The organism is Bradyrhizobium sp. Arg237L, from assembly GCF_029990105.1.
Lineage (GTDB): Bacteria > Pseudomonadota > Alphaproteobacteria > Rhizobiales > Xanthobacteraceae > Bradyrhizobium.
In genome coordinates, this window is record NZ_JAQMIL010000207.1 from 1 (window position 1) to 581 (window position 581).

Genomic DNA, 581 nt, shown 5'->3' on the forward strand with positions numbered 1-581 from the left:
GAAACCCGGGTATTCGTAACCTGATCGCTTCTTTACTCGGTCGCCTACATTGAACGGTGCGTTAATTCCCCGTGGCCGCCTCAGTTGGCGGCCTCTTTCATATCAGGCCAAGCCGGGAATGTCGCCTGTTGGCCCATTGCGACAGATTTGATCTGTCGCGATGTGGTCCGCTCTCAGAGGCAAACCGCACTCGATTCGCTCGCCGCAAGTATTACGGCTTTTGACCCTTTGCGGACTTTGCCTTAGGCCGCCTCGGATGCGGGCGCCGCTCGCATCTCGCGCAGTCTGCGTCTGGAACCGAAACATTTTCCAGCCTGACTGATTACTCCCGGGGCTTCGCAAGATGCGAGGCATTCATGAACCCTCTCTCGGCGAGCGACGTGTTCCTTACGGTCACGATCATGTCCATCACTTTCCTGATCGAGGTCGGCTTTTTCATCTTGATTGGAATGTTCTGAAGGGAGCGTGCGCTCTGGGCAGCTCGCAGCCGATACGACGATCTAGTCCTCCGGGAACTTGATGGTTGAGACCGGCCATCTTCCATCATGACCTTCGATCGAAATCCGAAGCCCGTGCAGTTC

At 56.3% G+C, this 581-nt stretch carries 1 pseudogene; it reads right to left on the reverse strand.

The window, feature by feature from the left end:
• Nucleotides 1-500: 500 nt before the first annotated feature.
• A pseudogene (locus OZ411_RS43495) lies at nucleotides 501-581 on the reverse strand (PRC-barrel domain containing protein); the annotation flags it as partial.